The sequence below is a fragment of the Pseudomonas sp. SORT22 genome (assembly GCF_018417635.1).
Taxonomy (GTDB): domain Bacteria; phylum Pseudomonadota; class Gammaproteobacteria; order Pseudomonadales; family Pseudomonadaceae; genus Aquipseudomonas.
In genome coordinates this window covers 4,456,245-4,481,239 of the sequence record NZ_CP071007.1, presented here as the reverse complement: position 1 = coordinate 4,481,239, position 24,995 = coordinate 4,456,245, and the positions used below count along the sequence as shown (strand labels likewise).

Below are 24,995 nucleotides of genomic sequence, written 5' to 3'. Positions count from 1 at the left end.
GTCAGTCCCTCATCAGCGCGGTGACGCGGCCGGAGCCAGCGTTTGGCGTGTAGTTGAGCAGGCGCGACAGCTCATCGGCGCTGCCCCGCACATGGCCAAGCAGGCCGTCGAAATTGATGTGCGCAACCTGCACGGTAGGGATGGTCACGCCCATGGCGGCAACCACCCGGCCACTGTGATCACGCACCGGCGCAGCGATGGTCGAGATCGATGATTCGAAAAAACCTTCGCCGCTGACATAGCCGCGCTGACGGTCGCTCTGCACCAGGTCGAACAGCTCCAGTACGGTTTTCGGTGTGCACGGCGAGTGCTGTTCCAGGTGCTCCTCCGGGTACAGCTCACGCAGCTCGGCCAGGCTCAGGTCTTCAAGGAGGATGCGCCCCAGCACCGTGGCGTGGGCCGGCAGGCGGGTGCCGACGTTGACCGCGCTGGAGAACACCGACGGCGGCGAAACCTTGGCCACGTAGACGATCGAGCGACCGTCACGCACCACCAGGTTGCTCGGGTAATTAAGGTGATCGCACAGCCGCGCCAGCAGCGGCTGACCGAGCTCGGTCAGCTCCAGCGATGCCAGGTACTCGAAGCCCAGGCGCAGTACTGACATGCCCAGGCGGTACTCGTTGCCGCTGCGGGTGACGAAGCCCATGGTTTCCAGGGTGGTCAACAGGCGGAAGATGGTCGAGCGCGGCAGCTCCAGGCGCCGCGCCAGTTCCGGCGCGGTGAGGGTGCGGTTTTGCCGGCTGAATTCACAGAGCAGCAACAGGCCGCGCTCAAGGCCGGGGACGATGTACTTGTCCTGGTTGTCTTTCAACAGATCCGAATCATTCATAGCGCAGTACCTGTCAGGGATTCTTCGAGGGCCCGGGCAAGCAGGCTTGCCACGGCCTCGGGTTGTTCGATCGGGCTGGCGTGGCCGGCCTCGGCAATCAACGCGAACGCTGCCCCCAGGGCCTTGGCCAGGGCCTGGCAGTCCTCGGGGAGGGTGATGCTGTCAGCGGCGCCGCAATGCACTTCGCACGGCACGGCCAGGGCGGCGTAGCGCAGCAGGTCATCGCCACACAGCAACTCGATGGCCTGGCGATAGCCCTGGGGCAGCAGCCGCGCCATGTTCCATTGCACCCAGGCGCGGGCTTCGCTGCTGGCCGCTGGCGAGAGCATGTGTGCGCTGCGCTGGTTGGCCATCTGGGCGATGCCCAGTTGCTCAAGGTTGTGCAGGCGCTGGTTGCGCACCTGTTGCGCCTGCTCGGCACGGGCCGGGTCGCCATAGCCGCGAGCCGGGCTGATCAGCACCAGGCGCCGCACCCGTTGCGGCTGCTGCTGGGCCAGGGCCGCGGCGCTGAGGGCACCGAGGGAATGGCCGACCAGCAGGCAGTCGTCAATCTGCAGCGCATCGAGCAAATGCCGCAGGCGCCGGGCATAGTCCGCCGCCTGCGGCGCAGGGTTGGCCAGTGGGCTGGAGTCGCCGTAGCCCGGTGCATCCCAGGCAATCACCCGGGCGTGCTGGCTCAGTTGCAGCGCCACCTGCAGCCAGGACGCGGCGCCCGAGCCAATGCCATGCAACAGCACGATGGCCGGCCCGTGCCCGGCTTCGCGGATCGCCTGGGCGCCGCTTGCCAGTTGCACCAGGCGCTGGGGGAAGCGCTGCTGCAACTGGGCCGCAAGGCCGGCGAGCGAGTGGTCGGTGGCGTGCAACATCGGCTTAACCGCGCTTGATCGAGGCCAGCGGGTGCGCTGGCGGGTAGGTCGGGGTCACCGGCTTTTTCGCGCCGAGCATCACGCACATCAGCGCGTCTTCATCGCCGATGTTGATCTCTTCGCGGTACACGCCCGGCGGTACCGAAATCAGGTCGCGGTCGGTGAGCACGGTTTCGAAGCGCTCGCCGTCTTTCTCGATGATCACCTTGAGCTTGCCGCGCAACACGAAGAACACTTCCTCGACGTCGGTATGGATATGCGGCGGGCCTTCATGACCGGCCGGGATGACCATGGTCGAGAAGGTGAAGTGCTCCGAGGGGATGGTGTTCATGTCGCTGTTGACCCCGGTGCCGCCGGTGCCGACGTAGCGCATTTGCGCGCGGCGGAACTTGGGGTCAAAGTCGGCCTGGAACTTCAGCGCGTCCCAGTCGTACTTGCGGGTTTGGTAGCGGGCGATGCGGGTCTGCATCCAGCCAGCGAGGTCCGAGCCTGCGGGTTGTTCCCAGGTTTTCGCGGTGGCGTTTTGTACGGATAGGTCGGTCATGGGTTTCTCCTTGCTCAAGGCATGACGAACCCGCCGTTGACCGGCAGGGTTTGTCCAGTGATGAAACGCGACAGGTCGGACAGGGCAAACAGCACGGCGCCACTGACGTCTTCTGGCAGTTGCGGGCGCTGAAGCGCCCGTTGTTCGGTGTACAGGCGGTGGCGCGCCTCGGGCACATAGGCGGTGGCCTCGACCAGCACCAGGCCGGGGGCGATGGCATTGACGGTGATGTTGTCAGTGCCAAGTTCACGGGCCAGGCTGCGGGTCATGGCGATGATCGCGCCCTTGCTGGCGACATACGCCAGCAGGTTCGGTGCGCCCCACAGCGGGGTGTCGGAGGCCAGGTTGATCACCGCGCCCTTGGCGCTGGCGCGCAGGGCCGGCAGGCAGGCGCGGGTCATCAGCCAGGTGCCGCGCACGTTTACCTGCATGACCTGGTCCCAGGTGTCGATGTCCAGTTGCTCGCAGGTCTTGCCGCCGGAGTTGGTGATCGAGGCGTTGTTGACCAGGCCGTCGAGGCCGCCGAGCTCGGCAACTGTCTCGGCGACGCAGGCAGTGATCGACTCCGGGTTGCCCAGGTCGAGGGTCACGCCGGTCACCTGCAAGCCTTGCTCGCGCAGCTCGCAGGCGGCCTGCAGCACGCGCTCCTGGAGAATATCGGCGATCACCACGCGGGCACCGGCCTGGCCGATGGCCTGGGCGAAGGCATAGCCCAGGCCACGGGCGCCACCGGTGACCAGCACGCGGCGGCCTTCAAGCATGGTTTTGAATGGGTTCATCATTGGGTACTCAGCATGGCTTTGGGCAGGTAGTGCAGGACGCGTTTCTCGGCCCAGACCACCGCGCCGTAGGCCAGCACGCCGATCAGGGTGAGCATGACGATGGCGACGAAGACCCCGGCGGTGTTGCCCTGGCCTTCAGCGTCGACCAACAGGAAGCCCAGGCCCTGGTTGCCGCCGACCAGTTCGCCGACGGTGACGCCGATCACCGCCAGGGTCGAGGCGATGCGCAGGCCCGAGAACAGCGCGGCCATGGCCGAGGGGAACTCCACCAGGCGGAAGATCTGCCAGCGGCTGGCGTTCATGGTGCGCACCAGGTTGATCATGTCCGGGTCAACGGTACGGATTGCCGAGAGCACGTTGATCATCACCGGGAAGAACACGATGAGGATGGCGATGAGGATCTTCGGGTAGATGGTGTAGCCCAGCCACATCACGAACAGCGGCGCGAAGGCGACTTTCGGGGCGATCTGCAGGGCCAGGATGTACGGCGAGAGCATGGCCTCGGCCGACGGCGACAGGCCCAGCGACACGCCGATGGCCACGCCCAGCAGGGCGCCGAGGCCAAAGCCGACGATGATCTCGAAGGCGGTGATCAGGGTGTGCTGCAGCAGGCCGCTGGACTGCCACATCACCAGGCTTTCCTGGGCCACGCGGCTCAGTTGCGGCATGACGAACTCGGGCATGCCGAGCAGGCCGGGGCCCCACTGCCAGAGCAGCAGGAACAGGATCAGCAGGGCGACGCTGCCGAGCACGGAGGTGTTGAGGTTTCTCATCGGGCTAATACCTTGTTATGCATCCAGGCTTATTGCGCGGCCGTGGTGGTTTCGATGAACTGGTTGCTGTAGAGCTCGTCGAGCTTGGGTTCCTTGGCGACGATGCCTTCGCTGACGTAGAACTTGCGCACTGCGTCCAGGCGCGCCGGGTCGATGCGCCCGAGCACGGTCTGGTTGGCGTAGACGTGCTCGACATACAGGCGCAAGGTTTTCTCCAGCGCCGCTTCCTTGCCGGCGTAGGCCGGCACGGCCTTGGCGAAGGTGGCGGCGGCGGCTTTCGGGTCCTGGATGATGTCGCGCATGCCCTGCAGGGTGGCCTGGACCACGCCGCCGACCACCTGCGGCTGGTTGTTGATGGCGTCGTCCGAGGCGAGGATCGCCTGGGCCATGCTCTCGAAGATTTCGCTCTGCGGAATCAGGCTGATCTTCAGCCCGGCCTCTTCGGCATTCACCACCCAGTCCGGCACCCCGGCCATGGCCTGGGCCTTGTTGGCTGAAAACAGCTGCCACACCCCCGAGGGGCCGGCGGCCTGGATATCGACGTCGGTCTTGTTCAGGCCGGCCTTGCGCAGCGAGGCGAGCAGGGCGTAGTAGGTGGTGTCGGAGTAGGACATCACGGTCAGGGTCTTGCCCTTGAGGTCCTTGATCGACTGGATGTTCTCGCCGGCGTTGGTGGCGATCATGGTCACCCCGCCGGCACCGAGCACCGCCACCGCACGCACCGGAATACCGTTGGCGCGGACCACGATCGGGGTGTCACCGATGGCGCCGCCAAGCATGGCGTTGCCGGCACCGATCTGCTTGGCGACATCGACTCCGCCCTTGGCGGCGATGAAGGTCAGGTCCAGGTCCCTGGCACGGTAGTAGCCCTTTTCCTTGGCGATGATCCACGGCGCAAAAGCCGGCGAGTTGGGCGGCGCGGGCAGCAGGTAGGTGACCTTGGTCGGCTCTGCCTGGGCGCTGAGCGCCAGGCCAAGGCCCAGGGCGATGACTGAAGCCTGTGCCAGGCGTTGCAGGGACTTGAACATGCGTACTCCTGAATCGGTTGATGGGCCGGTGGCCGTTGATCAATGCAGTTCGGTGTCTTCGCCGACTTTCAGCAGTTCCATCAGGCGCCCGGCCAGCGGGCCGATTTCCGGCAGCTTGCGGCGCTCCAGCGGGTTGTCGCGAAACGGCAGGTCGACAGTGATTTCTTCGATGATGGTGCCGGGGCGGGCGCTCATCACCAGCAGGCGGTCGGACATGGCAATCGCCTCGACCAGGTCATGGGTGATGAACAGCGCGGTTTTCTTTTCTTCGAACAGCATCCGCGCCAGGTCCTGTTGCAGGATCATCTTGGTCTGCGCATCGAGGGCCGAGAACGGCTCGTCGAGGAACAGCACCTGCGGGTCGATGGCCAGGGTCCGGGCCAGGGCGGCGCGCTGGCGCATGCCGCCCGACAGCTGGAACGGGTAGTGGTCGGCAAAGCCTTGCAGGTGGCAGCGATTGAGCAGATCTTCGGCAATCGGCTGGCGCTTGGCGGCGGGCATGCCCTGGATTTCCAGGCCCAGCTCGACGTTGCGGCGGATGCTGCGCCAGGGCATCAAAAGATCCTTCTGCAGCATGAAGGCGACCTTGCGCACCGGCCCGACCACCGCTTCGCCACCGACGAAAACTTCGCCTTCGCTGGGGCGGTAGAGGCCCGAGCCCATGTTGAGGATGGTGCTTTTGCCGCAACCGGACGGGCCGATGATCGACACCACCTCGCCGCGGCGGATCTTGAAGTTCACCTCGCGAATGGCAAAGGGCGCCTCGGCCTTGCCCTTGGCCGGGAAGCATTTACCGACATTGCGAAATTCGATTTCGGTCGGCTCCAGGTCTTCCTTGGAGTGCGGCGTATTCCATTGAGAGGGGATTGCGTACATCTCTTTCACAGCCATTGGGGAAGCTCTCTGGTCTGTTTTATAGGTGATACGCGGTTTAGTGCATGAACAATGCCAAATGTGTATTGGCCCTGTTTTATTTGAAAAGTGCTTATTTATTAGTGAGTTATTGGATTAACAGGAAAACTTGTTTGTTTTATATATGAAACAAGGTTTTCTATATGGCACGAAATTGCACAACAACTGCGCGTGGCAATGGCGGGTGCAATGAAAAGAGGCTTTTTTCGGTAACGCGAGTGAAGGGCTGGTTTCAGGGGTGAAACCAGAAACTGTGGAAGCTGGCTTGGCAGCTCCCACAGGAACAAGCATTAACCTGTCAGGCGCGAGCTGGCTTGAGCACCAGCCACAACGCCACGGCAATCAACAGCCCGCCATACAGGTGCGCCATCGACAGTGGCTCGTCCAGCAGCCAGGCGCCCCAGAGCACACCGAAGGCCGGGATCATGAAGGTCACGGTGCTGGATTTGACCGGGCCGATCTCGCTGATCAGGCGGAAATACAGGATGTAGGCAAAGGCGGTGCACACCAGCCCCAGGCCCAGCAACGACGCCCACACCTGCCAGCCACCCCAGCTTGCCGGCGGCTGGGTGAGCACGCTGTAGCCGAACAACGGTAACAGCAGCAAGGTTGCGCCCATCATGCTGCCCAGCGCCGACAGGCGGCTGTCGAGGCCGCCTTGCTGGTCGAGCCAGCGCCGGGCGAGAAAGCCGGCCAGGCCGTAGCAGGCGGTCGCCGCCAGGCACGAGAGGGCGCCTTGCAACAGCTTGGCGTCGAACGCCACCGGCCCCGCGCCACTGAGAATGCCAACCCCGAACAGGCCGAGGAAGATGCCGCTGAGCTTGGCCAGGGTCAGCGGTTCACGGAACAACAACGCGCCAATCAGCACGCCCATCAGCGGCGTGGTGGCATTGAAGATCGCCGAGTAGCCGGCCGGCAGCACCTGGGCGGCCACTGAATAAAGGGTGGCGGGTATCCCCGAGTTGATCATGCCCAGCACCAGGCAGGCCTTGAGCTTGCCATTGAAGTCCCAGCGCACCCGCAGCAGGGCGAGAATCACCAGCAGGCCGAGGCAGGCGATGGAGACGCGGAAAAACGCCGTTGGCAGGGTGCCGAGCACCGGCGCGATGATGCGCATGAACAGAAAGCTCGCCCCCCAGACAGCAGCAAGAATCAACAGGCGGGATATGGCGATGGGGCTCATGGGGCTCTCCGGGTCCTTTGGGGCAGGGCGCGAGTTTACGTTACATCGCAGCCTGCGCTCTCTCCCTTTCTTGCGCTTGAATTCAGCACCCGGCGAGTTTGGCCGATACAGCCGCGCCAACAGGCTTTCCCTGCCCGTGGCGACTGGCTAAGCTCAGGCTTTGACATTCCCGCAGAGGTCTGACGTATGCCCCAGCAATGGCCGGCCGCCGATATCGCCCGGATGATCCTCGATGGCTTCGACGATTACCGCGAGCATTTCCGCCAGATCACCGACGGCGCCCGCGAGCGATTCGAGCAGGCCCAGTGGCAACAGACCCAGAGCGCCTCGGCGGCGCGCATCAATCTGTATGAGGAAAAAGTCAGCGAGGTCAGCGGCTGGCTGCGCCAGGGCTTCGAGGGCGAGGTGCTGCTCGACGTCGCGCTGTGGCCGCTGGTCAAAAGTGCTTATATAGGCCTGATCGACCCGCGCCTGGACGATGAACTGTCCGAGACCTGGTACAACTCGATCTTCTGCAGCCTGTTCAGCCATGACCTGATCAGCGATGGCTGCATGTTCATCCACACCACCCGGCCCTCGCTGCGCAGCCACGAGCGGGCAGCGCAAACCCGCACCTATCGGCCACAAAGCGGCTTGAGCGCATTGCTGGCGCAGGTGTTTGCCGACTACCGCTTCGATGTGCCGTATGCGGACCTTGCCGGCGACTTGGCACGCCTCGAGGGGCAACTGCGCGAGAACCTGCCGGACTGGGTCTGCAAAGACCCGGCCCTGGCCGTCGAGCTGTTTTCCTCGGTGTTGTACCGCAACAAGGGCGCCTACCTGGTCGGGCGCCTGTACACCCAGGACGAGCAATGGCCGCTGGTGATCCCGCTGCTGCACCGCGAGGGCCACGGCATCGAGGTCGACGCGCTGATCACCGACGAAGCCGAGGTGTCGATCATCTTCTCCTTCACCCGCTCCTACTTCATGGTCGATGTACCGGTGCCGGCCGAGTTCGTCGGCTTTCTCAAGCGCATCCTGCCGGGCAAGCACATCGCCGAGCTGTACACCTCGATCGGCTTTTACAAGCACGGCAAGTCGGAGTTCTACCGGGCGCTGATCAACCACCTGGCCGGCACCGATGACCGCTTCATCATGGCCCCGGGCGTGCGTGGCATGGTCATGAGCGTGTTTACCCTGCCGGGCTTCAACACCGTATTCAAGATCATCAAGGACCGCTTCTCGCCGTCGAAGAACGTCGACCGCGCCACGGTGATCGAAAAGTACCGGCTGGTAAAAAGCGTCGACCGCGTCGGGCGCATGGCCGATACCCAGGAGTTCTCCGATTTTCGTTTCCCCTTGAGCAAGTTCGAGCCCGAGTGCCTGGCCGAACTGCTGGAAGTGGCGCCGTCCACCGTCGAAGTGCACGGCGACACCGTGCTGATCCGCCACTGCTGGACCGAGCGGCGCATGACCCCGCTCAACCTCTACCTGGAAAACGCCAACGACGCCCAGGTACGCGAGGCCCTGGAAGACTACGGCCTGGCCATCAAGCAACTGGCGGCGGCGAACATCTTCCCCGGTGACATGCTGCTGAAGAACTTTGGCGTTACCCGGCACGGGCGGGTGGTGTTCTACGACTACGACGAAATCTGCTTTCTGACCGAGGTCAACTTCCGCTATATCCCGCCGCCGCGCACGCCGGAGGATGAAATGGCCTCAGAGCCCTGGTACTCGATCGGCCCGCTGGACGTGTTCCCCGAGGAGTTTCCACCGTTTCTGTTCGCCGATAGCGGCCAGCGCCGGTTGTTCAACCAGCTGCACGGCGAGTTGTACGACGCCGACTACTGGAAGAGCCTGCAGGCGGCGATCCGCGGCGGCAAAGTGATCGATGTGTTCCCGTACCGGCGCAAGTGCCGGGAGGGCTGAACAACATCGCGGGTCAAGCCCGCTCCCACAGGAATGAGGGTGAATCTGTGGGAGCGGGCTTGCCCCGCGATCGAGCGCGTAGCGGTCGTATGCCAGGCAACTCCTGGTTTGCTGGCTGTACTGGCCTCATCGCGGGTCAAGCCCGCTCCTACCGTTGAATGCGGCCGCTACCCCTTCAAGCACTTCAACTCACTGAAACTCTGGCGCACCTGCGCAAGCTTCTGCTCCAGGTGCTGGCGCTGTTGTTCGCTGCTCTGCGCCATCACATCCACCAACAAGCGCCGCGCCTCCTGCTCGGTGCGCTGGAAGGCGATCCGGTACTCCGGGGTCCACAGGCTTTCGCGCTTTTTCAGGAGGATCTCCAGGCGTGGCTCGAAGCTGTCGCTGTGGCGCTGGTCCATGGCTGCGCTGAACTGTGCCTGCCAATGGGCGCGGTTGGCGATCCACTGGCGGTTCTGCTCGCCCAGGCCCTGGGACCAGGTCATGACTCGAAGTTTTTGCTGCGGGCTGAGCTCGCCCAGCCAGGTGCTCAAGCGTTTTTCCATACGCTCGGCACGGCGTTCGATCTGCCGCGCCAGTGGGGTATTGACGTATTTGGCCTGGCGTTCGCGAATGTCGTCGGCAAAGGCTTCGCGCATTTCCCGCACTTGCTCGTCATCCATGCTGCGCAACAGTTCGGCGGCCGACGGAGTGATCTGGTCGGCGACCTTGGCAATCGCCTGCCGGGCTTCTTCAGTGCGTACCTGCAACTGCTGGTCGGTTATCGCATTGCGGGCGACCATCGCCTGAATTTCGTCGATCCAGGTCAGGTAGCCGGGCAGTTGCGTGCGGCAATGCCAGGCCAGTTGCTGTTTGAGCCGTTCATTGAGCCAGGTTTTTTGCTGGCGATTCATGCTCAGGTAGTCGTTGAGCGACCAGGGCACCAGCATGTCGAGGTTGCGGTAGGCCAGGTCGATACGGTTGCAGGCGACCACCAGCAAGGCCGATATCACCAGCAACAGAACGGTGCGCAGGTACTTGGACAGGCAGGCGTACATGAGCGAATCCTTGCGAAGGCTTGCTTGTCTTTATAGAACAGGGCTGGCCTGTGCGGTTCATTTTGCTGACAGGCCGTCATCGGCGACCGGGCGCAATCGCCGCGTGAGGTGTAGAATGCCCCGCTCGCAACGAGGATTTCCGGAAATGGCTTTAGTTGGGCGTTACAACACTTTGCAAGTGGTCAAGCACACAGACTTCGGTCTGTACCTGGACGGCGGGGCGGACGGCGAAATCCTGCTGCCTAACCGTTACATCCCCAAGGACACGCCCACCGAGGTCGAGGACTGGCTGAACGTCTTCATCTACCTCGACAGCGAAGACAAACTGATCGCCACCACGGAAAAGACCAAGTTGCAGGTCGGCGACTTCGCCAGCCTCAAGGTCAAGGAAATCAACAGCATCGGCATCTTCCTCGATTGGGGCCTGCCCAAAGACCTGCTGATGCCGTACTCCGAAGAAAAGCGCCAGATGAAGGCCGGCGAGTACTGCGTGGTGCATGCCTACCTCGACAAGCGCACCCGCCGCATCACTGCAACCGCGCGCCTGGACCGCTACCTGGACAAGGTGCCGGCCAACTATAAGGTCGGCCAGGAGGTTGATTTGCTGGTGGTCGAAGAAACCCCGATGGGCTTCAAGGCGATCATCAACAACAAGCACTGGGGCCTGATTCACAAGAACGAGGTGTTCAAGTTCCTGCGTTCGGGCAAGCAGGAGAAGGGCTATATCAAAGAGCTGCGCAGCGACGGCAAGATTGCCCTGAGCCTGCAGCCCATCGGCCAGGACCTGGCCAACAGCCTGCACGACAAGATCCTCGCCAAGCTCAAGGACGCCAATGGCGTGCTGCCGGTCAGCGACAAGAGCGACCCGCAGTTGATCAGCGATCTGTTCGGGGTCAGCAAGGGCAACTTCAAGAAGGCCATCGGTGCCTTGTACAAGGATGGCCGCATCGTCATCCACGCCGACCGCATCGAACTGGCTTGATCAGACCTGCTTGAAGCCTGCAAAGCTCAGGTTCTCACCGCCTGGGCGCAGGTCTTTGAGCAGCGAGTCGCGATCGGCGCTCAGCGCCAGGCTGATGGTCGAGCGACGCTTGCCTGGGTGGCGCACTTCCATTTTTTCCTGATGGGCCTGCAGGTAGTTCACCGGCACCTTCAAATGCTGCAGCTCGTCGGTTTCGGGGGTGTGCAGCAGCAGGTTGACCCAGTCGGGCTGGCCCTTGCGCAGCAGTTTCACCGGCACATCGAACCACCACAGGCTGCGCTTGGTGTCGAGCACGGCAAACAGGGTGTTGTCGCTGTTGAGCACGGGGCGTTCCAGTTCCTGGTTGCGGCGGGCGATGGCGGTGGGTTTGTCGAGTTTCATGCAGGTTCCTACGGGTGACGCTTGAAAGGTCGCTTATTGTGCTGGCAACGCGATGAAACATAAAGCGACGTTGCTCGCTGGCCTCTCTATTGCCCCTGTGCGCTCGACAGGCGGCCGCCGAAAATAATTGAAACTCTCGCAAGCGGCCACGGGTCCACAGACTGTCGACTCTGACAGCGTGTTATTTCCCCTTCAGGAGAACTCCCATGAGTGGCACTAAAGATAAAGTCAAAGGCATGGCCAATGAGGCTGTTGGTAACATCAAGCAAGGTGTCGGCAAAGTGACCGACAATGATCGTCTGCGCGCCGAAGGCGAACTGCAGGAGCGCAAAGGCGAAGCCCAGCAAGTGGTCGGCAAGGTCAAGGATGCCGTGAAGAAGCCTTGAACCCTGTGAGCAGGGCGGGACGACGGCCATCCTCGGGTGGCCGTTGTGCTATCTGCAGCAATCAATCGCAACTTTGAGGCGATCGTCGATTAGACTTCAGGACGTACCTGTCAGATGAGTGTGTGAGGAGCCCGCCCATGAACCTCGAGCGGCGAAAGGAGACGCTATGATTTTTCCCGACCTGCGCGGCTTGCCGTTGCACCGTGTGCTGGTGCGCACGGTCAAGGAATTTCTTGATGACGAGATGTCCACCTATGCCTCGGCGCTGGCCTACCAGATGCTGTTCTCGCTGTTCCCCTTCCTGCTGTTTTTGATCGCCCTGATCGGTTTCCTGCATTTGCCCGACTTCTTCTCCTGGCTGCGCCTGCAGTCGGAACTGGTGTTGCCGCCCCAGGCGCTGGAGCAGGTCAACCCGGTGATCGACCAATTGCAGCAGTCCAAGGGCGGCTTGCTCTCGGTGGGTATCGTCATTGCCCTGTGGACCGCTTCAGCCGGCGTGCGGCTGATGATGAGCGCCATGAACGCCGCATATGATGTGGTCGAAGGGCGCCCGGTGTGGAAGCGCATTCCGCTGTCGGTGATCTACACCGTCGGTATCGCCGGCATGCTTCTGGCGGCCGCCGCGCTGATGGTGCTGGGGCCGCAGGTGATGGAATGGATTGCCGCGCAGATCGGCATGCAGGAGTTCATCGTCACCTTGTGGACGGTGCTGCGCTGGCCGGCGATCATCATTCTGATGATGGTCGCGGTGGCGCTGATCTATTACGTGATGCCCGATGTGAAGCAGAAGTTTCGCTTCATTACCCCGGGTTCGGTGCTGGCGGTGGTGGTGTGGATCATCGCCTCGTTGGGCTTTGGTTATTACGTCAAGACCTTCGCCGACTACAACGCCATGTACGGCAGTATCGGTGCGATCATTGTCCTGCTGTTGTACTTCTATATTTCTGCTGCCGTACTGCTGCTGGGCGCTGAGATGAACGCGGTGATCGAGCATATGTCCGAGGAAGGCAAGGACCCTGGCGAAAAAGACTTTGATGGCGTGGCCCCTGAGCATGATAAAAAGCATGTATCCGGGCTGGGTCGCGATCATTCCCTCGATCATGAAACCACGCCTGCCAGCGAACCCTTGAGTCGAAGCCAGCATGATTCATGACATCCTGAAAATGGGCGATGAGCGCTTGTTGCGCATCGCCCCGCCGGTGCCGGCGCACATGATCGGCAGCGCCGAGCTTGAGCGGCTGATCGCCGACATGTTCGAAACCATGGAGCATGTCGGCGGCGTTGGCCTGGCCGCGCCGCAGATCGGCATCGACCTGCAACTGGTGATCTTCGGCTTCGAGCGCAGCGAGCGCTACCCGGATGCCGAGGCGGTGCCGCGAACCATTTTGCTCAACCCGCTGATCACGCCCTTGGGCACCGAGGTCGAAGATGGCTGGGAAGGCTGCCTGTCGGTGCCGGGCCTGCGTGGCGTGGTGCCACGCTACCAGCGGATTCGCTACGAAGGCGTCGACCCCCAGGGCCAGCCCATCGTGCGCAACGCCGAAGGCTTTCATGCGCGGGTGGTGCAGCATGAGTGCGATCACCTGATCGGCCGCCTGTACCCCTCGCGCATTCACGACTTCAGCCGCTTCGGCTATACCGAGGTGCTGTTCCCCGGGCTGGACCCGGCCAGCGACGACTGAACCCGCACCATCGCCAGCAGCGGCTTGCTTTGCTGGTAGCGCTGCAGGCGCTCGGCCAGTGGCGCAGGCAGGGCGTCGGTGCTGGTGAAGGCCTGGTGGGCGTAGAAGCTTGCCAGGTCCGGGTGACAGAACAGCCAGATATTGCCTTGCAACTCAGCCAGCGCCGCGTCGATCAAGCGCCCGGCGAGCTGTTGGCCGCGCCAGGCGGGGGCAACGAACAAGCCGGTCAGCCAATGGCCGCCGGGCACTTCACTCAGGCACAAGGCGGCGACGATTTCCTCGGCTCGGGCCACCCAAAGTCGACCCTGGGCCGCTGCGCGCATGGGCGAGCCGTGGTTTCGATAGAATTTATTCAGCAAGGGCCGCTCGGGCGCAAGCAATGGGCAGTAGCGTAAACGGGTCACAGGTTTGATCTGGCAATGGCTCTACCCCGGGCTTTTACACCGCAAGTCAATCAATGTCGAGGGGCGTGCCTCGGGGTTATTGTTGCACAAGTGGTAACAGTGATTGTCCGGCTTCGTGATTTAACGGCCTGAAGTACCTTGTAAACTAACCACATCCCACAGAATAAGTTGTAGTGGGGTCGGGTCTTCGTGTTATGTCCCATCGCTTGATATAACAACTTCTCCGCGCCCTTATTGGCAAATGAAGTCAATCGATTAGTTTGATTGCTTTGCAGGCCTATTATCATGAAACGTTTAATTGCAGTTGCCCTGGTTGCTGTTTCTTCGTTCGCCCTGGCGGATGAAATCAATACCGCCGCGGCGCAACCGGTTGTCGAGCAGTACGACTACAGCACCAACCTGGATATCGCCAAGGTCATCAGCCTGTCGACCATTCCCAATGTCTGTGAAGTGGTACCGGCAACCATGACCTACGAAGACCACCAAGGTCAGCGCCACATCATCGAATACCGCGCCATGGGCGACGGCTGCAGCAACGGCTGATACCGTTCGGCGCCTCTGGGTTGCGCATTGCAGGGCTTGAGCTAGGGTCAAACGGGTCCAGGGTGGACAGGTTTTCTTATCTCACATGGAGTGATTGCAATGAACAGCCCTGAAAAGATTCTGCGTCACGGTCGAGTGATTACCCCTGCCAGTCGCGGTTCCACGGCGATTGAGCTGAAGTTGTTGGGGGTGTCCGAAGTCAATGAAATGGAAGGCGGCAAGAATTTTCCAGACACGGTCGCCGGCCCCGTACCTGCGCCTTATCAAGACGATGTACAAAGTACAGTACCCCCGGCAGACGGCTATATCCTCAGTGGCGGTCGGCAGGATAAGCGCGATTGTGTCAACTTTACCAATGCCGAAATGAGCGCCAAGCTCGGCCATGAATTTAAATGGCCATTGCTGAACGTGACACCAGGGCAAAACTTCAAGGTCGAGTGGACTTACACGGCGCCACACCTCACCCGCGGTTATCGCTGGTTTATTACCAAGGATAGCTGGGACGAGAGTAAACGCATCACCCGCGCGCAACTTGAAACCACGCCCTTTGCCGATGACATTTATCCCTATGTGCCGCGCTGGGCCCATACGGACAAACTCGTGGCCAAGGTCGAGCACGAGGTCAAGCTACCGGCCAACAAAAAAGGCCATCACGTAATCGTGCTGCTGTGGCTGGTCGCTGACACCGGCAACGCCTTTTACCAGGCTTTCGACGTCAACTTCCAGTAACCCGCCTCACTGGCTCTCGCGCGCCAGCAGCTCACGCTTGCGCTCCACGCCCCAGCGGTAACCCGAGAGGTTGCCGTCGCTGCGCACCACCCGGTGACACGGGATGGCCACAGCCAGGGCATTGGCCGCGCAAGCCTGGGCCACCGCGCGCACCGCCCTGGGAGAGCCGATGCGCTGAGCGATCTCGGCATAACTGGCTGTACTGCCAGCCGGGATCGCCCGCAGCGCCTGCCAGACTCGCTCCTGGAACGCCGTGCCGCGCAGGTCCAGCGGCAGGTCCAGGCCGATGCCCGGCGCTTCGATAAAGCCCACGACCCTGGCCACCAGGGTTTCGAACCCGGCGTCGCCGCCGATCAGGTTGGCCTTGGGGAATTTGTCCTGCAGGTCATTGAGCAGCGCCTGCGGATCGTCACCGAGCAGTATTGCGCAAATCCCCCGTTCACTCTGCGCCACCAGAATTGCCCCCAAGGAGCACTGGCCGATGGCAAAGCGGATTTCAGTGTTGGCACCGCCGTCGCGATAGGCCCCCGGGGTCATGCCCAGGCGCGCGTTGCTCGATTCGTAGAAGCGGCTGTTGGAATTGAACCCGGCCTCGTACAGGGCATCGGTCACCGTTGCCGCCCGCTGCAACTGCGTGCGTACCTTGTGCGCGCGGTGGGCCGAGGCATAGGCCTTGGGCGTCAGCCCGGTCACGGCCTTGAACACCCGGTGAAAGTGGAAAGGGCTCAGGTTCAATTGCTCGGCCAGCTGGTTCAGGCTCGGCGCCGGGTCGGCGTTTTCGATCAAAGCGCAGGCGCGGGTGACCTGGGCCCGGTGCTGTTCGGCAACGTGGGTCTGGTCGGCGCCGCGGCGCTTGCTTGGCCGGTACCCGGCGGCTTCAGCCTGTTCGGCGCTGTCGAAAAATTCGACGTTGTCGATGCGCGGCAGGCGCGAGCTACTGCTCGCCCGGCAGTACACGCCGGTGGTGCGCACGGCATAGACGAAGGCCTGGTCAGCGGCCGGGTCGCGGGCCAGAATGGCCTGCCAGCGTGGGTCGGATTCGCTGATCCGTGGTTTGCCTGTACTCATGACGGGGTGCTCCTGGCGTTGATCGATGGGTTCAGGCTACGGCTTTGGCGCTGCGGAAAAACTCCGGGTCTTGCGTTCAAACTCGAGTGGCCGGCACTCGCCACAGGTACCAGGCGGCCACGGTCCGGTAGGGGCTCCAGTGCTTGCCCAGGTCGATCATCTGCCGGCGTGTCGGTTGCCCTTGCAGGCCCTGCAAGCGGCGGTAGCCCTCGCGCACGCCGAAGTCGTCGGCCGGCAGGATGTCCATGCGCTCCAGGGTGTAGATCAGCAACATCTCGACGGTCCAGCGGCCCACGCCACGCAGGCTCACCAGGCGTTCGATCAGTGCCTCGTCTTCAAGCATCAGAGCCTGCTGATAGTCCGGCACCAGGCCGTCGAAGCGCGCCCGGGCGATGCCCTGGATGGTTGCCAGTTTGCTCGCTGAGAAGCCGCAGGCGCGCAACTGCTCCGGGGTGGTCGCCAGCACCTGCTCGGGGCTTGGAAAGGCGCTGCCCGGGTAGAGCGCCAGAAAGCGCGCGAGGATCGCATCGCCGGCCTTGGCATGCAGTTGCTGGTAGGCGATAGCCCGCACCAGTGCCTGATACGGGTCACGGGTGGGTTTGGGCTGGTGCAGGCACGGGCCAATCGCCTCGATGTGCGCAGCCCACTGTGGGTTGAGTGCGGCGAGGCAGGTTTGTGCCTCGGTATAGAATGCGTGCGTGCTCATCAGGCCTCCAGTGCCTTGGCCACTTGTTCCAGTGCCTGCTTGAGTTCGGCGCGGCTGCCAGCGGCCGACAGGCTGATACGGATTGCCGCCAGCTCATGCTGTTTTACCGCGAACACCTCGCCTGGCACCACCGCCACGCCATGGGCCCGGCAGGCCTCGGCCAAGCGCGCGGCGCTGAGCCCGGCCTTGACCCAGATGTGCGGCGACGGCTGGCGGGTGTTAAGCAGGTGGCCACCGAGCACCTTGCACGCCAGGCGCCAGCGCTGGGTGATTTCCTCGCGCTGCCAGGCCAGGCGCCTTTGTGCGGTGCCATCGGCGATCCAGCGGCAGGCGATCTGCAGGTTCAGCGGCGACACCTGCCAGTGAGTGGCCTGGGCATGCGGATCAATCTGTTCCAACACTAGCGGGTCAGCCACAATCCAGCCCAGGCGCAGGCCGGCGCCCACGGTTTTCGACAGGCTGCTGATCAACAGGCCGCGCTCACCGAGCATTCGCCATAGCGGCGGCTGGTCGGTGAGTGCGCCGTAGACATCATCTTCGATTACCAGCAGGTCATGGCGCGCGACCACCTCGGCAATCGCCTGCTGGCGGGCGCTACTCATGCACGCACCCGTTGGATTGTGCAGGCTCGGGGTCAGGACCATGACCCGTGCACCGGTGGCCCTGGCGACCCGGTCGAGGTCGTCGGCAACAATGCCCTGATCGTCCAGGGCGATGCCATGCAAGGGAAGGCGCAATTGCCGGCAGGCGGCCTTGATGCCGGGGGCGGTAAGGGCCTCGACCAGCACTGTTTCACCCGGCTGGCACAGCGACAGCAACACCGTGAACAAACCCTGCTGGGCGCCGCCGCACAGCAGCAATTGCCGCTCGTTCAATTGCAAACCGCGGTTGGCCAGCCAGGCGGCGCCGTGCACGCGAGCGCGCAGCAACTCTTCGGCGCTCAGGTAGTGATCCAGGCAAGCCGCCAGCCCCTCCTCAAGCAGCGCCTGCAAAGTGTTTTCGCTGTCGCGGTTGGCCGGCTCGATCACCGGCACGTTGGTCGACAGGTCGATCAGGCTCGATTGCACGTCGCGTTGCTTGAGGCGAAACAGCGTGGCCTCCTTGCTGCCAGCCAGCACATAGGTGCCACGGCCGACTTCACCGGAAACCAAATGGCGTGCCGCCGCCTCACGGTAGGCCTGCTGGGTGGTGCTCGGGTTGAGCCCCAGGTTCCAGGCCAGGCGCCGTTGTGGCGGCAGGCGTTCGCCGACTTTCAGCTCGCCGCGTTCGATGGCAATGGCTATTGCATCGACCAGGGCCAGGTAGCGCGGTTGGGCATCGTCGCAGAGGGTAGGGGTCCACATTTATTGTTGGCCATGCAATATAGGAATTTACCCATACAATGCGCGGCGACTAGGATCAGGTCAAATCCGATCCTGCCGAGGTGTTCCATGTTCGACCTGCCAGCCCTGCGCGAAGCTGCCCGCCTGGTTCATGCCAGCGTACCCGCCACCCCTCAGTACGCCTGGCCGCGCCTGGCCGAGCGGCTGGGCTGCGAAGTCTGGGTCAAGCATGAAAACCATGCCCCGACCGGCGCCTTCAAGGTGCGCGGCGGGTTGATGTATGTGCAGTGGCTGCGGGCACAAAAGCCGGCGGTGCGTGGCCTGGTCACCGCCACCCGCGGCAACCACGGCCAGAGCATGGCCCTGGCTGCGGGCAATGCCGGGCTGCCGATTATCATCGTTGTGCCCGAGGGCAACTCGCTGGAAAAGAACGCGGCGATGCGCGCATTGGGCGCCCAACTGATCGAGCACGGCGCCGACTTTGACCAGGCCCGCGAAGAGGCCGCACGCCTGGCCCAGTTGCATGGTTACGAGAGCGTGCCACCGTTTCACCCCGAGTTGATCCGTGGCGTCGCCACCTACGCGCTGGAGCTGCTGGAAGCCGTGCGCGAGCTGGATTGCATCTACGTGCCGATCGGCATGGGCTCGGGCATCTGCGGGTTGATCCAGGCGCGCAACCTGCTGGGCCTGCGCACCGAGATCGTCGGCGTGGTCTCCAGCGCCGCCGACGCCTTTGCCCAGAGCCTGGAGCAGGGCCGCATCGTCACCACCGCCACGGCCAACACCTTCGCCGATGGCATGGCCTGCCGCATGCCGTTGCCCGAAGCCTTTGAAATCATCCGCCAGCATGCCGCACGCATCGTGCGCGTCAGCGACGAAGAAGTGGCCCGGGCCATGCGCATCTACCACGAAGACACTCACAACACCGCCGAAGGCGCAGGCGCCGCCGGGCTTGCCGCACTGATCCAGGAGCGCGAGCGCCAGCAGGGGCGCAAGGTGGCGGTGATCCTCAGCGGGGCGAACATTGACCGGCAGCGGTATGCGCAGGTGCTGGCGGGCGATTGAAAAATCCTGAATTGAAGCATTGGAAAAAGTGCTATCTTATTTTGATAGCATTTTCCGATGAACAATCGATATCGAAAGATCCTCGACAGCGTCTTCCGCACCCCGACCAGCGCCAGCCTGGTGTTTACCGACATCGAGGCGCTGGTGCTGTACCTGGGCGGGCAAGTGCAGGAACGTGAGGGTTCCAGGGTCAAGTTGATCCTGGGTGGTCAGCTCTGGCGCTGTCACCGGCCGCACCCGGGCAAAGAGGCCAAGCGATATCAGGTGGAAGAAGCCCGCGAGTTTCTTCTACGGGCAGGAGTTCAACCATGAACACTATGAACTACAAGGGCTACACCGCCCGAGTCGAATACGACCCACGGGACGATATTTTCGTCGGACGTGTCCTGGGGGTGCGTGACATCATCAGCTTTCACGCCAGCGCCGTCAGGCAGTTGCACGAGGCGTTTCACCTGGCCCTGGATGACTACCTGGCCGATTGCGCCGAGCGTGGGGTCAAGCCGGAAAAACCCGCTTCCGGCAAGGTCATGCTGCGTATCAGGCCAGAAGTCCATGCTGCGGCGACCATCGCCGCTCAATCGGCAGGCAAGAGCCTCAACCAATGGGCCGATGAAGTTTTCGAGCGCGCAGCACAGGCCTGAATAAAGGCAATTTCTTCCAATACAGCTCAGCAGAAAACCGTTTTAATAGCGCCTGCCATCAACCGCGGTTACGGAACGTCGATGCCTTTTTCAAACGGATTTCTGCTGAGTTTGTCGCTGTGCCTGGATATCGGCATTGCCAATATCGCCATGATCACCCTGGCCATGCAGCGGGGTTTTTTGCAGGGTTTCTGGCTGGGGCTGGGTACCTGTGTCGGTGACCTGTTGTATGCCATTGCGGCGCTGGCCGGGATGACCGTGCTGCTGCAATTTGAAACGGTGCGCTGGGTGCTGTGGCTGGGCGGCTCGGTGTTGCTGGTATGGTTTGCCATCAAGATGCTGCTGGCGGCGCTGCGCGGCAACACCCATCTGCAGACCCCCGGCGCAGTGGTGATCGAATCGGGCTGGCGCGAGTTCCTGCGCGGGATCTTCCTGGCCATGTCCTCGCCCAGCGCCATCCTCTGGTTTGCCGCGGTCGGCGGGGTGCTGATTTCCCGTTCAGGGGGCGGCAGCCTGCTTGAGGCCGGGCTGTTTCTTAGCGGTTTTTTTGCCGCCGGGCTGATCTGGTGCCTGTCGTTGTGCGGTATTGCCAGTCATGGCGGGCGCCTGCTGGGTGACCGCCTGCTGACCTGGTCGTACCTGCTGTCGGCGGGCATCTTCTGTTACTTTGCTGGCTACGTGATCCTTTCCGGTTACCGCGAGTTCATCCTTGCCGTGCCTGCGGCTACCCCGGGTCTATAATGATTCGGGACACCGGTGCGCAGGTGCCGTCAGGCAGGAGGATCTTCGATGAAAGGTCTGGATGCAAAAAAGATGACGAAAAAAAAGCCACTGAAAACCGCCAAGGAAAAACACGCCGCTAAACGCGCCAAGCGCTCTGGCGACGGTTTTCTTGCGCAGTAACGCCAAGAGCTCCGCAAGGGGCTCTTTTTTTAGTCCCGAAATTGAGGTTGCTGGGTTATCCATTTCCCTAGCCTGTCGATTTCAACCACTGCCATTCGACCATCTGTGAACGCGCCGAGCATCCGGCGCCCTATCGCACAGAGGACACGACCATGAACAGTGCCGCCGAGAACGAAATCCGCCAACTCATCGAGCAGTGGCTTCCCGCCGTACGCGCGCGCGATGTCGAGGCCATTACCGCGCCTTACGCCGAGAACATTCGCGCCTTCGATGCCATCCAGCAATTGCAGTTCCAGGGCAAAGCCGCCTATCGCGCCCACTGGCAGGCCTGCATGGATCACTGCCCCGGCGAGATGATCTTCGAAATCGAGCAACTGCAGATCCACGCCACGCCGGAACTGGCCCTGGCCCATTGGCTCAACCGCTGTGGTCCGGCCAGCAGCGAAGGCGGTGAGGATCAAGGCTGCTATATGCGCGCGACCGTTGGCTACCAGCGCATCGACGGGCAGTGGAAGGTGATTCATGAGCATTGGTCGGCACCGTTCGACATGGAATCCGGTGCCGCGCTGTTCTCGCTCAAGCCTTGAGCTGAAAACCCCGAAAGTTATGCCGAATCGCGCTTTTCAAGGCGGTGCGAACTGCCGCCATAGTATCCCCAGCGGTGGAGACGACGATGAAATACCTGTGCCTGGTCTACTGTGATGAAAGTCTGCTGCACAGCCTGCCTGAAAGCCCGGCCGACGCCGAGTGCATGGCCTATGCCGAGTCGGTCCAGGGCAGCGGCCGGATGCTCGCCGCCGAGGCGCTCAAGCCGGTGCAGACCGCGACCACCGTGCGTGTACGCGGCGGGCAGATGAGCCTGACCGACGGCCCGTTCGCCGAAACCAAGGAGCAACTGGCCGGCTTCTATCTGGTCGATGCCCGCGACCTCAATGAGGCGTTGAACATTGCCAAGGGCATTCCCGCAGCGCGAGTCGGCAGTGTCGAGGTGCGGCCGGTGCGCGACTTGCAACCCTGAACCCGAGGAGCACAACACGATGAGCCTTTTACACCCCGAGCCGCCCAAGGCGCAGCATGAGTTGTCGTTGACGCGCCTGATCGATGCGCCGCGGCGCAAGGTGTTTCGCGCCTGGACCGAGCCACAACTGCTGGCCCAGTGGTGGGGGCCCAACGGCATGACCACGCCGGAATGCGAAATGCAGCTGTGGGTGGGCGGCTTGTTTCGTACGGTGATGCGTGCCCCGGACGGCAGCGAATACCCGAACCAGGGCGTGTTTCTGGAGATCGTGCCGCCGGCGCGGATCGTCTTCACCGATGCCTTCGGCCCAGGCTGGGTGCCGTCGAACAAGGCGTTCATGACCGCCGTGGTGACCTTTGACGATGTCCACGGCAAGACCCAGTACACCGCCCGCGCCTGGCACTGGAGTGCCGCCGATTGCCAGGCCCATGAAGAGATGGGCTTTCACCGGGGCTGGGGTGAGAGCCTGGATCGCCTGGTGGCGCTGGTGACCACGCAGATGCCCGACTGATGGCAGCGCTGGCACAGGTACGGGCGCAACTGGAGGCCGTCTACCGTCAGGAGTCGCGGCGCATCCTGGCGACGCTGATTCGCTTGTTGGGCGACTTCGATCTGGCCGAAGAGGCCATGCACGAGGCGTTTTTCATTGCCGTGGAGCGCTGGCAACGCGACGGCATTCCGGCAAGCCCGCGGGCCTGGCTGGTGTCTACCGGGCGCTTCAAGGCTATCGACAGCCTGCGCCGGCGTGCGCGCTTCGACCGTTCCCAGGTGCAGTTGATGCAGGCGCTGGAGGCGCAAGAGGAGGTTCAGGTGAATGACGAAGAACTGGAGGACGACCGCCTGCGCCTGATCTTCACCTGTTGTCACCCGGCGCTGGCCGCCGATGCCCAGGTGCCGCTGACCTTGCGCGAAGTCTGTGACCTGACCACCGAAGAAATCGCCCGCGCCTTTTTGCAGAGCCCGGCGACCATCGCCCAGCGCATCGTGCGGGCCAAGGCCAAGATCCGCGATGCGCGCATACCGTACCAGGTGCCGTCGCTGGCCGAGCTGCCGGAGCGCCTTGATAGCGTATTGCGGGTGATCTACCTGGTGTTCAACGAGGGCTACTCGGCGTCGTCGGGTGAGAGCCTGATGCGCCACGACCTGAGCGATGAAGCGATCCGCCTGGGGCGTTTGCTCCAGCAGCTGCTGCCTGACCCGGAGGTGCTCGGGCTGTTGGCCTTGATGCTTTTGCAGGCCTCGCGGCAACAGGCGCGCAGCGACGCCGAGGGGGAGTTGGTACTGCTTGATGAGCAAGACCGCAGCCTGTGGAACCGTGCATTTATAGCTGAAGGTTGCCAGTTGGTGCAGCAAGCTCTGCGCAGTCAGCAGTTTGGTGTGTATAGCCTGCAGGCAGCGATAGCGGCCGTGCACGCTGAAGCTGCCAGTGCCGAGGCAACGGACTGGGATGAAATCGTCGGTTTGTACAATGTGCTGCTGCAGCGCTGGCCGTCACCGGTGATCGAGCTCAACCGCGCAGCGGCTCTGGCCCGGCGCGATGGCGCCGAGGCGGGGCTGGCGGCAGTGGAGGCAATTCTGGCCCGTGGCCAGTTGCAGGATTATCACCTGGCCCATTCGGCCCGCGCCGAACTGTGCCGCCAGTTGGGCCGCCTGGATCACGCCCGCGAGGCCTATCGCAGTGCCCTCGAGCTGACCCGTCAGGGCCCCGAGCGGCGCTTTATCGAGCGCCGCCTGGCCGAGTTGTAGGCATCAGCCGATGGTGATAGGCGGCGGGCTGACCAGCTCGACGGTCTGCTGTTTGCGCGGGGCGAGGATCTCGGCCTCGCCATCGACCACCAGTTCGTCGTTCTGGTTGAACACACGGGTGGCGATGCGCACCTTGAACTTCGGCAGTTTCTCGAGGATTTCCAGGCGCACGGTCAGGGTGTCGCCGAACTTGACCGGCTTCTGGAAGCTCATGGTCTGGCCCAGGTAGATGGTGCCCGGGCCAGGCAGCTCGCAGGCCACTGCGGCGCTGATCAGCGCACCGCTGAACATGCCGTGGGCGATGCGCTCCTTGAACATGCTCTTGGCGGCGAACTCGGCATCCAGGTGCACCGGGTTGTGGTCACCGGACATCGCCGCGAACAGCTGGATGTCACGTTCTTCGACGGTTTTGCTGAAGCTGGCGGTCTGGCCGACTTCAAGGGCTTCGTACGGGGTGTTGGTGACCTGGGTCATGCTTGGCTTTCCTTCTGACGTGCGGGTCGGCCGATCATTCGCTGCGGGCGGGGCGGCCAATGGCCAGGGCCTGCTCCAGCCAGTCGATGATGGCGGCCGTGACCTCGTCACGGTTGGTTTCGTTGAGCAGCTCATGCCGCGCCTGGGGGTAGAGCTGCAACTGCACATGCTGATTGCCGGCCAGGCGCAAGGCACCGGCCAGATCCTTGAGACGCTTGCCGGCACTGACCGGATCACATTCGCCGCCCATCACCAGGATCGGCAGGTTCGGATCGATCTGCGTCAGGTTGCGTGGCTGGCTGATTTGCTCAAGGCCCATCAGCAAGTCGATCCACAAACGGTTGCTGCAGCGAAAGCCGCACAACGGATCGGCAGCATACTTGTCGACTTCGTCGTTGTCGCGGCTGAGCCAGTCGAACGCCGTGCGGTTGGGCTTGAAGGCCTTGTTGAACGAGCCGAACGACAGCCACTCGATGAGCGCGCTATGGCCCAGCGGGCCCTGGCGCCAGGCTTCGAAGCGGGCGATCAGGCAGGCGGTGCGGTACAGCGCGGGCGGTTGGAAGTTCGAGCCGCTGAGAATCGCGCCCTGCAGGCTGGCGCCGTGGTGCATCAGGTAGGCCTGGGCAATGTAGCTGCCCATGCTGTGGCCAAACAGGAACACCGGGGTGCCCGGAAACTGCTGGCCGATGTGCTGGCTGAGCAGGGCCAGGTCGTTGACCACGCTGTTCCAGCCATTGTGTCGGGCGAACAGGCCTAAAGTGCCAAGTTCGGCGGTGCGTCCATGGCCGCGCTGGTCGTGGGCGAGCAGGGCATAGCCGGCATTGCTCAGGGCCTCGCCCAGGCGTTGGTAGCGCCCGGCGTGCTCGGCCATGCCGTGGGCCAGGAGCACCACCGCCTTGATCGGCGAGGCCGGCAGCCATTGATAAACGTAGAGGCTGCAGTGATCGCTGGCCGGGAGCCAGAACGCGTCGTGGTGCATGGCGGGTCCTTGTGCGCGCAACTCGGTAAGTCAGCACAGTGTATAACCCAGGGACAGGATCGCAGGGTCATCAGCAATAAGATTCACAATGTTAATGACAGCGC

Annotated in this window: 31 protein-coding genes; 15 read left to right on the top strand and 16 right to left on the bottom strand. The window is 62.9% G+C overall.

The annotated features are described in order from the left end of the window. Position 1 precedes the first annotated feature (1 nt). From JYG36_RS20470 to JYG36_RS20435, 8 genes are all read right to left on the bottom strand, one after another. Positions 2-829: an IclR family transcriptional regulator gene (locus JYG36_RS20470; protein WP_045193445.1), complete on the bottom strand. Its 828-nt coding sequence runs from the start codon at positions 827-829 to the stop codon at positions 2-4. Beyond that, the gene (locus JYG36_RS20465) at positions 826-1,695 is read right to left on the bottom strand and encodes an alpha/beta fold hydrolase (protein WP_213602120.1); all 870 of its coding nucleotides are present in this window, start codon (positions 1,693-1,695) and stop codon (positions 826-828) included. The genes JYG36_RS20470 and JYG36_RS20465 overlap by 4 nt, the downstream gene beginning before the upstream one ends. Positions 1,696-1,699: 4 nt before the next feature. Continuing rightward, positions 1,700-2,239 carry a cupin domain-containing protein gene (locus JYG36_RS20460; RefSeq protein WP_093386119.1) on the bottom strand — a complete coding sequence of 180 codons (540 nt, stop codon included), beginning with the start codon at positions 2,237-2,239 and terminating at the stop codon, positions 1,700-1,702. 14 nt (positions 2,240-2,253) lie between these two features. Next, positions 2,254-3,018 carry an SDR family oxidoreductase gene (locus JYG36_RS20455; RefSeq protein ID WP_093387658.1) on the bottom strand — a complete coding sequence of 255 codons (765 nt, stop codon included), beginning with the start codon at positions 3,016-3,018 and terminating at the stop codon, positions 2,254-2,256. Beyond that, positions 3,018-3,794 carry an ABC transporter permease gene (locus tag JYG36_RS20450; RefSeq protein ID WP_045193442.1) on the bottom strand — a complete coding sequence of 259 codons (777 nt, stop codon included), beginning with the start codon at positions 3,792-3,794 and terminating at the stop codon, positions 3,018-3,020. The genes JYG36_RS20455 and JYG36_RS20450 overlap by 1 nt, the downstream gene beginning before the upstream one ends. Positions 3,795-3,823: 29 nt before the next feature. Continuing rightward, on the bottom strand, positions 3,824-4,822 hold the full coding sequence (locus JYG36_RS20445; RefSeq protein WP_213602118.1) for an ABC transporter substrate-binding protein: 999 nt from the start codon (positions 4,820-4,822) through the stop codon (positions 3,824-3,826). Positions 4,823-4,861: 39 nt separating this feature from the next. Next, the gene (locus tag JYG36_RS20440) at positions 4,862-5,698 is read right to left on the bottom strand and encodes an ABC transporter ATP-binding protein (protein ID WP_045193440.1); all 837 of its coding nucleotides are present in this window, start codon (positions 5,696-5,698) and stop codon (positions 4,862-4,864) included. A gap of 334 nt (positions 5,699-6,032) precedes the next feature. After that, positions 6,033-6,917 carry a DMT family transporter gene (locus JYG36_RS20435; RefSeq protein WP_093386111.1) on the bottom strand — a complete coding sequence of 295 codons (885 nt, stop codon included), beginning with the start codon at positions 6,915-6,917 and terminating at the stop codon, positions 6,033-6,035. A gap of 186 nt (positions 6,918-7,103) precedes the next feature. Here JYG36_RS20435 and aceK point away from each other — a divergent pair, with 186 nt between their 5' ends. Beyond that, positions 7,104-8,825 (top strand): bifunctional isocitrate dehydrogenase kinase/phosphatase, encoded by a 1,722-nt coding sequence (gene aceK, locus JYG36_RS20430; RefSeq protein WP_045193438.1) that lies wholly within the window; start codon positions 7,104-7,106, stop codon positions 8,823-8,825. Positions 8,826-8,992: 167 nt separating this feature from the next. Here aceK and JYG36_RS20425 read toward each other — a convergent pair whose 3' ends face one another. Then, the gene (locus JYG36_RS20425) at positions 8,993-9,862 is read right to left on the bottom strand and encodes a DUF6279 family lipoprotein (RefSeq protein ID WP_093386102.1); all 870 of its coding nucleotides are present in this window, start codon (positions 9,860-9,862) and stop codon (positions 8,993-8,995) included. 145 nt (positions 9,863-10,007) lie between these two features. On the opposite strand from JYG36_RS20425, the gene JYG36_RS20420 reads away from it, so the two are divergent. Continuing rightward, the gene (locus tag JYG36_RS20420) at positions 10,008-10,844 is read left to right on the top strand and encodes a CvfB family protein (protein WP_045193436.1); all 837 of its coding nucleotides are present in this window, start codon (positions 10,008-10,010) and stop codon (positions 10,842-10,844) included. Here the strand turns inward: JYG36_RS20420 and JYG36_RS20415 are convergent, their stop codons facing one another. Beyond that, positions 10,845-11,225: a hypothetical protein gene (locus tag JYG36_RS20415; RefSeq protein WP_038996550.1), complete on the bottom strand. Its 381-nt coding sequence runs from the start codon at positions 11,223-11,225 to the stop codon at positions 10,845-10,847. A 206-nt stretch (positions 11,226-11,431) separates the two neighbouring features. Here JYG36_RS20415 and JYG36_RS20410 point away from each other — a divergent pair, with 206 nt between their 5' ends. The 3 genes from JYG36_RS20410 to def all read left to right on the top strand — a co-directional run bounded on the left by JYG36_RS20410 (position 11,432) and on the right by def (position 13,293). Beyond that, on the top strand, positions 11,432-11,611 hold the full coding sequence (locus JYG36_RS20410) for a CsbD family protein (protein ID WP_045193435.1): 180 nt from the start codon (positions 11,432-11,434) through the stop codon (positions 11,609-11,611). Positions 11,612-11,777: 166 nt separating this feature from the next. Continuing rightward, positions 11,778-12,764: a YihY/virulence factor BrkB family protein gene (locus JYG36_RS20405; protein ID WP_093386097.1), complete on the top strand. Its 987-nt coding sequence runs from the start codon at positions 11,778-11,780 to the stop codon at positions 12,762-12,764. After that, a complete protein-coding gene (def, locus tag JYG36_RS20400) occupies positions 12,754-13,293 on the top strand; it encodes a peptide deformylase (protein ID WP_093386093.1) in 540 nt (179 codons plus the stop codon). The genes JYG36_RS20405 and def overlap by 11 nt, the downstream gene beginning before the upstream one ends. Here def and JYG36_RS20395 read toward each other — a convergent pair. Then, complete coding sequence (locus JYG36_RS20395; protein WP_349628985.1) at positions 13,245-13,586, bottom strand: GNAT family N-acetyltransferase; 342 nt, start codon at positions 13,584-13,586, stop codon at positions 13,245-13,247. The two genes, def and JYG36_RS20395, sit on opposite strands and share 49 nt — an antisense overlap. A 396-nt stretch (positions 13,587-13,982) precedes the next feature. On the opposite strand from JYG36_RS20395, the gene JYG36_RS20390 reads away from it, so the two are divergent. After that, complete coding sequence (locus JYG36_RS20390) at positions 13,983-14,240, top strand: DUF2790 domain-containing protein (RefSeq protein ID WP_045193430.1); 258 nt, start codon at positions 13,983-13,985, stop codon at positions 14,238-14,240. A gap of 99 nt (positions 14,241-14,339) precedes the next feature. Next, positions 14,340-14,969 (top strand): lytic polysaccharide monooxygenase auxiliary activity family 9 protein, encoded by a 630-nt coding sequence (locus JYG36_RS20385; RefSeq protein WP_213602116.1) that lies wholly within the window; start codon positions 14,340-14,342, stop codon positions 14,967-14,969. A gap of 6 nt (positions 14,970-14,975) precedes the next feature. Here the strand turns inward: JYG36_RS20385 and ada are convergent, their stop codons facing one another. From ada to JYG36_RS20370, 3 genes are all read right to left on the bottom strand, one after another. Beyond that, positions 14,976-16,037, bottom strand: a complete 1,062-nt coding sequence (gene ada / locus JYG36_RS20380; RefSeq protein ID WP_213602114.1) for a bifunctional DNA-binding transcriptional regulator/O6-methylguanine-DNA methyltransferase Ada — start codon at positions 16,035-16,037, stop codon at positions 14,976-14,978. Between the two features lie 76 nt (positions 16,038-16,113). Continuing rightward, complete coding sequence (locus tag JYG36_RS20375; protein WP_213602113.1) at positions 16,114-16,743, bottom strand: DNA-3-methyladenine glycosylase family protein; 630 nt, start codon at positions 16,741-16,743, stop codon at positions 16,114-16,116. Further along, positions 16,743-18,086 carry an aminotransferase-like domain-containing protein gene (locus JYG36_RS20370; RefSeq protein ID WP_213602111.1) on the bottom strand — a complete coding sequence of 448 codons (1,344 nt, stop codon included), beginning with the start codon at positions 18,084-18,086 and terminating at the stop codon, positions 16,743-16,745. Before JYG36_RS20370 ends, JYG36_RS20375 begins: the two co-directional genes overlap by 1 nt. A gap of 87 nt (positions 18,087-18,173) precedes the next feature. On the opposite strand from JYG36_RS20370, the gene JYG36_RS20365 reads away from it, so the two are divergent. The 8 genes from JYG36_RS20365 (at position 18,174) to JYG36_RS20330 (ending at position 23,438) form a co-directional block, all read left to right on the top strand. Then, entirely contained in the window at positions 18,174-19,130 is a 957-nt protein-coding gene (locus tag JYG36_RS20365) for a threonine dehydratase (RefSeq protein ID WP_195885913.1), read from the top strand. A 57-nt stretch (positions 19,131-19,187) separates the two neighbouring features. Continuing rightward, positions 19,188-19,442, top strand: coding sequence for a type II toxin-antitoxin system HicA family toxin (locus JYG36_RS20360; RefSeq protein ID WP_213602109.1), 255 nt, complete (start codon positions 19,188-19,190; stop codon positions 19,440-19,442). Then, positions 19,439-19,771, top strand: coding sequence for a type II toxin-antitoxin system HicB family antitoxin (locus JYG36_RS20355; protein WP_195885914.1), 333 nt, complete (start codon positions 19,439-19,441; stop codon positions 19,769-19,771). The genes JYG36_RS20360 and JYG36_RS20355 overlap by 4 nt, the downstream gene beginning before the upstream one ends. 81 nt (positions 19,772-19,852) lie before the next feature. Continuing rightward, entirely contained in the window at positions 19,853-20,512 is a 660-nt protein-coding gene (locus JYG36_RS20350; protein WP_195885915.1) for a LysE family translocator, read from the top strand. Between the two features lie 314 nt (positions 20,513-20,826). Further along, positions 20,827-21,261 carry a YybH family protein gene (locus JYG36_RS20345; protein ID WP_045193423.1) on the top strand — a complete coding sequence of 145 codons (435 nt, stop codon included), beginning with the start codon at positions 20,827-20,829 and terminating at the stop codon, positions 21,259-21,261. Between the two features lie 86 nt (positions 21,262-21,347). Beyond that, entirely contained in the window at positions 21,348-21,692 is a 345-nt protein-coding gene (locus tag JYG36_RS20340; protein WP_045193422.1) for a YciI family protein, read from the top strand. Positions 21,693-21,711: 19 nt separating this feature from the next. Continuing rightward, positions 21,712-22,203, top strand: coding sequence for an SRPBCC family protein (locus tag JYG36_RS20335; RefSeq protein ID WP_045193421.1), 492 nt, complete (start codon positions 21,712-21,714; stop codon positions 22,201-22,203). Next, positions 22,203-23,438, top strand: coding sequence for an RNA polymerase sigma factor (locus JYG36_RS20330; RefSeq protein WP_093386051.1), 1,236 nt, complete (start codon positions 22,203-22,205; stop codon positions 23,436-23,438). The genes JYG36_RS20335 and JYG36_RS20330 overlap by 1 nt, the downstream gene beginning before the upstream one ends. A 3-nt stretch (positions 23,439-23,441) precedes the next feature. Here JYG36_RS20330 and JYG36_RS20325 read toward each other — a convergent pair whose 3' ends face one another. Then, positions 23,442-23,912 carry a MaoC family dehydratase gene (locus tag JYG36_RS20325; RefSeq protein ID WP_045187560.1) on the bottom strand — a complete coding sequence of 157 codons (471 nt, stop codon included), beginning with the start codon at positions 23,910-23,912 and terminating at the stop codon, positions 23,442-23,444. 34 nt (positions 23,913-23,946) lie between these two features. Further along, entirely contained in the window at positions 23,947-24,891 is a 945-nt protein-coding gene (locus JYG36_RS20320) for an alpha/beta hydrolase (protein ID WP_045193418.1), read from the bottom strand. Between the last annotated feature and the right edge of the window lie 104 nt (positions 24,892-24,995).

What these genes read in the sequence shown, in the direction of transcription:
- JYG36_RS20465 (WP_213602120.1), bottom strand. Translation starts at nt 1,695, where the DNA reads ATGTTGCACGCCACCGACCACTCGCTCGCCGGCCTTGCGGCCCAGTTG.
- JYG36_RS20390 (WP_045193430.1), top strand. Translation starts at nt 13,983, where the DNA reads ATGAAACGTTTAATTGCAGTTGCCCTGGTTGCTGTTTCTTCGTTCGCC.
- JYG36_RS20435 (WP_093386111.1), bottom strand. Translation starts at nt 6,917, where the DNA reads ATGAGCCCCATCGCCATATCCCGCCTGTTGATTCTTGCTGCTGTCTGG.
- JYG36_RS20365 (WP_195885913.1), top strand. Translation starts at nt 18,174, where the DNA reads ATGTTCGACCTGCCAGCCCTGCGCGAAGCTGCCCGCCTGGTTCATGCC.
- JYG36_RS20340 (WP_045193422.1), top strand. Translation starts at nt 21,348, where the DNA reads ATGAAATACCTGTGCCTGGTCTACTGTGATGAAAGTCTGCTGCACAGC.
- JYG36_RS20420 (WP_045193436.1), top strand. Translation starts at nt 10,008, where the DNA reads ATGGCTTTAGTTGGGCGTTACAACACTTTGCAAGTGGTCAAGCACACA.
- JYG36_RS20345 (WP_045193423.1), top strand. Translation starts at nt 20,827, where the DNA reads ATGAACAGTGCCGCCGAGAACGAAATCCGCCAACTCATCGAGCAGTGG.
- JYG36_RS20385 (WP_213602116.1), top strand. Translation starts at nt 14,340, where the DNA reads ATGAACAGCCCTGAAAAGATTCTGCGTCACGGTCGAGTGATTACCCCT.
- JYG36_RS20455 (WP_093387658.1), bottom strand. Translation starts at nt 3,018, where the DNA reads ATGAACCCATTCAAAACCATGCTTGAAGGCCGCCGCGTGCTGGTCACC.
- JYG36_RS20470 (WP_045193445.1), bottom strand. Translation starts at nt 829, where the DNA reads ATGAATGATTCGGATCTGTTGAAAGACAACCAGGACAAGTACATCGTC.
- JYG36_RS20445 (WP_213602118.1), bottom strand. Translation starts at nt 4,822, where the DNA reads ATGTTCAAGTCCCTGCAACGCCTGGCACAGGCTTCAGTCATCGCCCTG.
- JYG36_RS20440 (WP_045193440.1), bottom strand. Translation starts at nt 5,698, where the DNA reads ATGTACGCAATCCCCTCTCAATGGAATACGCCGCACTCCAAGGAAGAC.
- JYG36_RS20330 (WP_093386051.1), top strand. Translation starts at nt 22,203, where the DNA reads ATGGCAGCGCTGGCACAGGTACGGGCGCAACTGGAGGCCGTCTACCGT.
- JYG36_RS20355 (WP_195885914.1), top strand. Translation starts at nt 19,439, where the DNA reads ATGAACACTATGAACTACAAGGGCTACACCGCCCGAGTCGAATACGAC.
- JYG36_RS20360 (WP_213602109.1), top strand. Translation starts at nt 19,188, where the DNA reads ATGAACAATCGATATCGAAAGATCCTCGACAGCGTCTTCCGCACCCCG.
- JYG36_RS20350 (WP_195885915.1), top strand. Translation starts at nt 19,853, where the DNA reads ATGCCTTTTTCAAACGGATTTCTGCTGAGTTTGTCGCTGTGCCTGGAT.
- JYG36_RS20425 (WP_093386102.1), bottom strand. Translation starts at nt 9,862, where the DNA reads ATGTACGCCTGCCTGTCCAAGTACCTGCGCACCGTTCTGTTGCTGGTG.
- JYG36_RS20370 (WP_213602111.1), bottom strand. Translation starts at nt 18,086, where the DNA reads ATGTGGACCCCTACCCTCTGCGACGATGCCCAACCGCGCTACCTGGCC.
- def (WP_093386093.1), top strand. Translation starts at nt 12,754, where the DNA reads ATGATTCATGACATCCTGAAAATGGGCGATGAGCGCTTGTTGCGCATC.
- JYG36_RS20460 (WP_093386119.1), bottom strand. Translation starts at nt 2,239, where the DNA reads ATGACCGACCTATCCGTACAAAACGCCACCGCGAAAACCTGGGAACAA.
- JYG36_RS20405 (WP_093386097.1), top strand. Translation starts at nt 11,778, where the DNA reads ATGATTTTTCCCGACCTGCGCGGCTTGCCGTTGCACCGTGTGCTGGTG.
- ada (WP_213602114.1), bottom strand. Translation starts at nt 16,037, where the DNA reads ATGAGTACAGGCAAACCACGGATCAGCGAATCCGACCCACGCTGGCAG.
- aceK (WP_045193438.1), top strand. Translation starts at nt 7,104, where the DNA reads ATGCCCCAGCAATGGCCGGCCGCCGATATCGCCCGGATGATCCTCGAT.
- JYG36_RS20410 (WP_045193435.1), top strand. Translation starts at nt 11,432, where the DNA reads ATGAGTGGCACTAAAGATAAAGTCAAAGGCATGGCCAATGAGGCTGTT.
- JYG36_RS20415 (WP_038996550.1), bottom strand. Translation starts at nt 11,225, where the DNA reads ATGAAACTCGACAAACCCACCGCCATCGCCCGCCGCAACCAGGAACTG.
- JYG36_RS20450 (WP_045193442.1), bottom strand. Translation starts at nt 3,794, where the DNA reads ATGAGAAACCTCAACACCTCCGTGCTCGGCAGCGTCGCCCTGCTGATC.
- JYG36_RS20325 (WP_045187560.1), bottom strand. Translation starts at nt 23,912, where the DNA reads ATGACCCAGGTCACCAACACCCCGTACGAAGCCCTTGAAGTCGGCCAG.
- JYG36_RS20320 (WP_045193418.1), bottom strand. Translation starts at nt 24,891, where the DNA reads ATGCACCACGACGCGTTCTGGCTCCCGGCCAGCGATCACTGCAGCCTC.
- JYG36_RS20335 (WP_045193421.1), top strand. Translation starts at nt 21,712, where the DNA reads ATGAGCCTTTTACACCCCGAGCCGCCCAAGGCGCAGCATGAGTTGTCG.
- JYG36_RS20375 (WP_213602113.1), bottom strand. Translation starts at nt 16,743, where the DNA reads ATGAGCACGCACGCATTCTATACCGAGGCACAAACCTGCCTCGCCGCA.